This window comes from Streptomyces sp. GC420, from assembly GCF_009916105.1.
Classification (GTDB): Bacteria; Actinomycetota; Actinomycetes; order Streptomycetales; family Streptomycetaceae; genus Streptomyces.
This window is the reverse complement of sequence record NZ_JAAAXQ010000430.1, coordinates 1-6,061: the sequence shown is the minus strand read 5'-3', so window position 1 is coordinate 6,061 and position 6,061 is coordinate 1. Positions and strand designations below refer to the sequence as shown.

General features: G+C 73.2%; 8 protein-coding genes. 5 read left to right on the top strand and 3 right to left on the bottom strand.

Features of this window, described 5'->3' with window-relative positions:
• The 4 genes from GUY61_RS33220 to GUY61_RS33205 form a co-directional block, all read left to right on the top strand.
• Nucleotides 1-1,300, top strand: a 1,300-nt coding sequence (locus GUY61_RS33220; protein WP_166634041.1) for a 2-oxo acid dehydrogenase subunit E2, incomplete at its 5' end; no start/stop codon positions are given.
• A complete protein-coding gene (locus GUY61_RS33215; RefSeq protein WP_166634040.1) occupies nucleotides 1,297-1,542 on the top strand; it encodes an acyl carrier protein in 246 nt (81 codons plus the stop codon). The genes GUY61_RS33220 and GUY61_RS33215, both read left to right, overlap by 4 nt.
• Nucleotides 1,543-1,576: 34 nt before the next feature.
• Nucleotides 1,577-1,798, top strand: coding sequence for a hypothetical protein (locus tag GUY61_RS33210; RefSeq protein ID WP_166634035.1), 222 nt, complete (start codon nucleotides 1,577-1,579; stop codon nucleotides 1,796-1,798).
• Between the two features lie 385 nt (nucleotides 1,799-2,183).
• On the top strand, nucleotides 2,184-2,783 hold the full coding sequence (locus tag GUY61_RS33205) for a TetR family transcriptional regulator C-terminal domain-containing protein (protein WP_208106771.1): 600 nt from the start codon (nucleotides 2,184-2,186) through the stop codon (nucleotides 2,781-2,783).
• A 150-nt stretch (nucleotides 2,784-2,933) separates the two neighbouring features.
• On the opposite strand, the gene GUY61_RS33200 is transcribed toward GUY61_RS33205, so the two are convergent.
• Both GUY61_RS33200 and GUY61_RS33195 read right to left on the bottom strand, forming a co-directional pair.
• The gene (locus GUY61_RS33200; RefSeq protein WP_166634039.1) at nucleotides 2,934-3,635 is read right to left on the bottom strand and encodes a DUF4389 domain-containing protein; all 702 of its coding nucleotides are present in this window, start codon (nucleotides 3,633-3,635) and stop codon (nucleotides 2,934-2,936) included.
• 60 nt (nucleotides 3,636-3,695) lie between these two features.
• Nucleotides 3,696-3,935 (bottom strand): hypothetical protein, encoded by a 240-nt coding sequence (locus tag GUY61_RS33195; RefSeq protein WP_166634038.1) that lies wholly within the window; start codon nucleotides 3,933-3,935, stop codon nucleotides 3,696-3,698.
• Between the two features lie 188 nt (nucleotides 3,936-4,123).
• Here GUY61_RS33195 and GUY61_RS33190 point away from each other — a divergent pair, with 188 nt between their 5' ends.
• Complete coding sequence (locus GUY61_RS33190; protein WP_166634037.1) at nucleotides 4,124-4,954, top strand: HAD family phosphatase; 831 nt, start codon at nucleotides 4,124-4,126, stop codon at nucleotides 4,952-4,954.
• Between the two features lie 206 nt (nucleotides 4,955-5,160).
• On the opposite strand, the gene GUY61_RS33185 is transcribed toward GUY61_RS33190, so the two are convergent.
• The gene (locus GUY61_RS33185) at nucleotides 5,161-5,892 is read right to left on the bottom strand and encodes a CBS domain-containing protein (protein WP_166634036.1); all 732 of its coding nucleotides are present in this window, start codon (nucleotides 5,890-5,892) and stop codon (nucleotides 5,161-5,163) included.
• Between the last annotated feature and the right edge of the window lie 169 nt (nucleotides 5,893-6,061).

Below are 6,061 nucleotides of genomic sequence, written 5' to 3'. Positions count from 1 at the left end.
TACCTCGTCTTCGGCACCGGCCGCACCGCGGGAAGGCGCGCCCGCAGGCCCGTCGGCGGCCGAGGCCGCCACGACCACGGCCGCCGGGCAGCGCACGCGGTCGGCCCCTGGACGGGCGGTGACGGGCGGCCGGCCCCGGGGCGGGGAACCGTCCGTCACGGCCGCCGGAGTGCCCGCGGCTGCCCCCGCCGGGCCGCAGGTTCGGCGGGGCGGGACGGCGGCTGCGGGGGAGGAGCCCGCTGCGGGGCCGCTCGTACGGCGGCTCGCCGCCGAGCGCGGGATCGAACTGGGCGCGCTGCACGGCACGGGCCCGGGCGGGCGGGTCACCCGGGCCGACGTCACCGCGGCGCAGAGGCCGCCGGGGCGGGTACGGGCGACGCCGTACGCGCGGCGGCTCGCGCGGGAACTCGCCGTGGACCTGTCCGGGGTGCCCGGAACGGGGGAGCACGGGGCCGTGCGGGCCGCCGACGTACGGGCCGCGGCCGCCGTCCGCGTCCTGCCGCCCACACACGTGCCCGAACCCTCCGCGGCGGCGGAGGGCAGGGCCGGCGAGGCCGCGCTGGGGGGCGCAGGCCGGGAGGCCGGGGCAGTGCGCGTGGGGAGCCGCGCTGCCCCGGCCCGACCCACGCAGGACCGCGACGCGTCGATGCGCCGCGCCATCGGCGACCTCATGAGCCGCTCCAAGCGGGAGATCCCGCACTACTACCTCTCCACCACCGTCGACATGTCGGCCGCCGTCGAGTGGATGCGGCGCCACAACCGTGACCACCCCGTCGCCGAGCGCCTGGTGCCCGCCGCGCTGCTGCTCAGGGCGGCGGCCCTGGCCGCCCGCGAGGTGCCGCGGCTCAACGGCCACTGGGAGGACGACGGGTTCGTCCCCGGCGCCGGGGTGCACCTCGGTGTCGCCGTGTCCCTCCACGGCGGCGGCCTGATGGCGCCCGCCCTGCGCGACGCCGACACCCTCAACCCGGCGGAAATGATGAGCGCGCTGAAGGACCTCGTGCGCCGAGCCCGCACCGGCAGGCTGCGCGGTTCCGAGGTGTCCGGCGCCACGATCACCGTCACCAACCTGGGCGACCAGGGCGTGGAGGCCGTCTTCGGCGTGATCTACCCGCCCCAGGTCGCCCTGGTCGGCTTCGGCAGGGTCGTCGAACGGCCCTGGGCCGTGGACGGCCTGATCGGCGTACGTCCCGTCGTGACCGCGACGATCTCCGCCGACCACCGGGCCAGCGACGGAGCGGTCGGGGCCCGCTATCTGGCGGCCGTGGACCGGCTGCTGCAGAAACCGGAGGAGCTGTGAACCGTACCGAGGCACTCAACGCCGTCAAGGGAGCGATCGCCGAGGTCGTGCCCGGCACCGACTTCACCGACGTGGGCCCGGACGACAAGTTCCGCGAGGTGCTCGAACTCGACTCGCTGGACTTCCTGAGCTTCGTGGAGATCCTCGGCGAGCGCACGGGAGTCCGTATCGACGAGGACGACTACCCGCGGCTCACCACGCTGTCCGACAGCGCCGGCCTGCTCGCGTCCCGCATGGAATAACAAGCCCACACGCCCAATGGGAAGGGGAGAGGAGGTGAGTGCAGTGCAGACGACGCTGACACCGGAGTTCTGGCGGCTGTTCGCCGTACTCCTGGTCACGGCCGTCGCGGCGACAGTCGTGGCGGGCCTGGCCGCGGACGCGTGCATCCTGCGGATACGCCGCCGGCGCGCGTCGCGGCAGCACCGGGACCGGCGTACGACGAGCCGGCCCGTGACCCCGCGGTACGGGCCCCGCCCGCCGGTGCCCCACCGCTGAAATGGATTTACCCCTGCTCCGGGAGCAGGACCTGACCGCCACCGGTCTCGGCCGGGCCGCCTGATCCGGCGCCGGGCGGTCGGCATCCTGAAAGCCATGGGGGCGCCGGACTCAGCGAGGACCAGGTGAACGACCTGCCCGACGGCGACGAGCGGGAGGGCTTCCGAGTACGGGGAGCCGCTTGCCCCGGGATCAGTGGCGCAGGGCGGTCTCCCGCTGCATGTGCGGCAGTTTCCCGGGAGAGCGCACGGCGTAGCCCCGTGATGAGGCCGTCGTCGATGCGTACCGCCACGGCGGTGTCGATCGCGCCGCTGAGCCGGAGAACGAGCGCCGGGTAGCCATTGACCTGTGCTGGCCGCACCGACTCGGCTACCAGGCGCTCACCATGCCCGGCGAACCGGCCCAGACCCAGGACGCGCTCGCCACCGCGTACGTCCAGGACCGCGCCGATGCCTGGTTCGCGCACATGCGCCGGGTCGCCGACAAGGTGGACGACCCGCGGGAGAAGCTCCTTGCGATCTTCACGGTCGTCGTCGAGCACGCGAAGCTGCCCACCTTCCGCGGCTGCCCCATGCTCAACACCCACACCGAGTTCCCGGATCGCGAACACCCGGCCAGCGGCGTCGCAGTCGCCCACAAGCAGCAGGTCCGCGACTGGATGCGCGACCTGGCAGCCGACGCCGGCGCCGACGACCCCGAACAGCTCGCCGACGAGCTGCTGCTCGTCCTCAACGGCGCCTACTCCACCGCCACCGTCCTCGGCCCCGACGGCCCTGCCCGCCGCACACGAGAGCTCGCCCGCCGACTCATCAAGGCTGCCTGCAACGGACCCGGCCGGGGCCAACAGCAACTGCTCCGGCACGCGATCGCAGACGCCGGTTCCCGGCGAAGCAGTCCAGTCGATCCACCACCGGTGCGATCGACTCGACAGCCCGCATCACCCCCTCGAATGCCGGCCGGCGTCGGGCTGATCCCGGTCGGGTGAGCACCCCTGGCCGTTCACCCCCGGCCGTCCCGGGGCCGGAGCGGGCCGAGGCGCCGGGTGGCCGGGGTCGATGTACCGACCCCGGCCACCCGGCGCTCCACGCCACGCCTCGTCACGGCCGCCCGGCGCCGTGCGGGCCGCACGACGCGCTCATGGCGCGGACTCGGGAACCGGACCGGCCCCGTGGCCGGGACCGGTGCCGGGCCGCTTGTCCGGTTCGGAGCCGCCCATGTCGAGGCGGAACGGCGGGTAGACGTCCGTCATCAGCGCCGCGTACGCCGCCACGCGCAGCACCCACCGGTTCAGGCCCATGATCAGCGCGAAGAGGTCCCGCGGGTAGCGGCCGGTGACCGCCAGGGCGATCCCGGCGAAGAGCACCAGCACACCGATGAGGCCGCCCCAGATCCATGGCATGTCGTACCCGCCGAGCAGGAGCGCGAGGACCAGGTAGTGCGGGAGGGCCAGCAGCCACCACTTCACCAGGACCAGCCCGCGCGACAGTTCCCCGGGGCGGGCGACGTCGAAGTGCGTGGGATAGTCCGGCACTTCCGCCAGGGTGAACGGGGGATAGCGGTCGGTGCCCAGAGCCCCGTACGCGTAGTAGGACACCCGCCAGCTCCAGCGCAGTACGCCCACGTTGAAGTCGAACAGAGCCGTCGGGTAGCGGCCGGTGAACAGGATGGCGAAGAAGGCCACCACGGTCAGCGCCACGAACGCCACCCAGAGGAAGAACAGGACGATGTAGTGCGGGATCACGAGCAGCCACTTCACCAGCCACAGCCAGCGGGACAGCTCCGGATCGAGGTTCGCCGTCAGCCGGGCCGGCTGCGGCCGTTCGATGCCCGAGTACATGAGTTGCGCACCTCCGGCGTTGGAGGAGAAGGGTGAGGTGACCGGACTCGGTGCCGGGCCTCAGTGGTGATACCTGCGGTGGTCGTCTTCCGGGCCGATGTAGTGCCGTTCCTCGATGACGGTCTCCCGCTCACCGGGCCGCTGGTGGACGAAGGGCGTCGCCATGAACGACATCAGGCCGAAAACCCCGGCAGCCATCAGAGCGAGACCGGTCACGGTGTCGTTGTCGCCGAAGACGAGACGGGCGCCGAGAACCACGGCGCCGAGCAGCAGAAGGGGAATGACCAGTGTGCTCTTCATGACCGACTCCTCGGGTCAGGGGCAGACACTGCCCCTGTTAGGAGCCTGTCGTCTCCCGTGCCGGACGGCTTGGGCCGGACAGGGCACATCCTGATGCCGACCGGTCCCGGCAAGGGCCGGTCGGCCCCATGGGCGCGGGGCGCGGCACGGCGACGATGGGAGCAGAGAGACCGAACCGGGGAGGGGCCGTGAGGACAACCGACGCAACCGCGACCAGGAGTGAGCTGATTCCCAGGCTGCGGTCGGTGCGAGCCGCCGTTCTGGACCTCGACGGCATCGTCACCGCCTCGGCGTCGGTACAGGCCGCGGCCTGGAAACGCGCCCTCGACGCGCTGCTGAGGGATGTCACCGCGCCGGGACCGGCGCGGTTCCGGCTCTTCGACCCGGTGGAGGACTACCGGCATTACTTCGCCGGCCGGACCGACGCCGAGGGTGCGAGCGCCTATCTGCGGGCGCGCGGCATCGATCTGCCGCAGGGCGTCATCGCGGACGCTCCGGGCCGGACCTCCGTCTACGGCCTCCGGGCGTTCAAGGAGGCCGTGTTCGCCGACTACATGGAGCGCTACGGTGTGCCGCTGTGGCCGGGAGCGGGGCGGCTGATCGGCGAGTTGCGGCGCGACGGTGTGCGGCTGTGCGCGCTGTCCACGTCCCGCACCGGCCGTGAGCTGCTGCGCCGGTCGAGGGCGGGAGGCCTCTTCGACAGGGTGATCGACGGTCGTGACCTGGAGCAGTCCGGGCTGGCGGGGCCGCCGGAGCCGGACCTGTTGGTGTACGCGGCGCGTTCGCTGGGCGTGGGCCGGCGGGGGACCGTTCTGGTGCACAGCGCGGTTCCCGGGCTGCTGGCCGGGCGCCGTGCGGGACTGGGGCTCGTGGTCGCCGTGGACCGCACGCGCTCGATGCGCAGCGGGCTGGACATGGCGCGGGCGGGAGCGGATCTTGTGGTCCGGGACACCGGGGAGTTGCTGACCCGTACCGCTGTGGCGGACGGCCTGGTGGAGCAGGTGCGCCGCTCGGCGTGAGGGCCCGCGCCCGAGCCTTGGCCGGTGTGTGGCCGGACCCCGCGGTCCGGCCACACACCGGCCTCGTCGTCTTCTCGTCCGCCCGTCTTTCCATTCGCCGTCTGCCCCGGCACGGGGTCGCGCCGTCCGGGCACGGGGTCGCGGGTGGCGGTGCGCTCGCACCGGCGCCGGGGAACGCGGCCCGCGTTCCCCGGCGCCCGCCGCGGTCAGAGCCTGCGCAGCCAGTCCCCGCCGACCCCGTGCAGGGCTTGCTCCGCCGGTTCGAGGTGGGAGTCGTCGAAGCGGTAGGTCAACTGGTCGACGACGGCCACCACGCCGTCCACCTGGGCGGTCATCCGCAGCGCGACGGGTATCTCGCTGCGTCGCTCCAGCCGGCCGCTGAGTGTCACAACGCCCTCGTGCACGGTGACCTCGACCAGCTTGCTGGGCAGCCAGAGGGTGCGCTCCAGCACTTCCTCCTGGACCTCCTGCCGGATGTCCGCGTCGGACCGCAGGAAGACCTGGAGGAGGTCGTGACGGGTGACGATGCCGACGAGCCGGTCGTTCTCGTCCACGACGGGGAGCCGCTCGACGCGGTGCTGGGCCATCGTCCGCGCGGCCCGGGCCACGCTGACGTCGGCGCGCACCGTGACGGCCGGGGAGGTCATCAGGTTCCCGGCGGTGCGGGCCTGGACCTTGACGGCGGCCCGGCGGGTGGCGTGCCGGAGCGGCGCCGGCCAGTGGCGCCTGGCGTGCTCGGCCGGCTCCGGCATCTCGGCCTGCCGCAGCATGAGGTCGGTCTCCGAGATCACCCCGATGACGCGCTCGTCCTCGTCCACGACGGGCAGTCCGCTGATCCGGTTCTCGCCCAGCAGCCGGACGATCTCCTTGAACGGTGTCCCGTACCGGGCCTTCACGACGTCCTTCTGCATCAGCGAGCCGATCTTGGTGTGCTTCATCTCGAGTCCTCTCCTACAGGCCGCTGTCGGTCCGCGGCGGCTGCTCGGGCGGTTGGCACGGATACGGATCACGTGGTGTCCCGGAACCGGCCGCCGCGCCCGGTCCGGGCCCCGGCGGACGGGCCGGCTGCGATTCAGACTGCGCCCCCGGGGTGCCGGACCCCATGGG

What these genes read in the sequence shown, in the direction of transcription:
- GUY61_RS33205 (WP_208106771.1), top strand. Translation starts at nt 2,184, where the DNA reads ATGCCCGGCGAACCGGCCCAGACCCAGGACGCGCTCGCCACCGCGTAC.
- GUY61_RS33200 (WP_166634039.1), bottom strand. Translation starts at nt 3,635, where the DNA reads ATGTACTCGGGCATCGAACGGCCGCAGCCGGCCCGGCTGACGGCGAAC.
- GUY61_RS33195 (WP_166634038.1), bottom strand. Translation starts at nt 3,935, where the DNA reads ATGAAGAGCACACTGGTCATTCCCCTTCTGCTGCTCGGCGCCGTGGTT.
- GUY61_RS33185 (WP_166634036.1), bottom strand. Translation starts at nt 5,892, where the DNA reads ATGAAGCACACCAAGATCGGCTCGCTGATGCAGAAGGACGTCGTGAAG.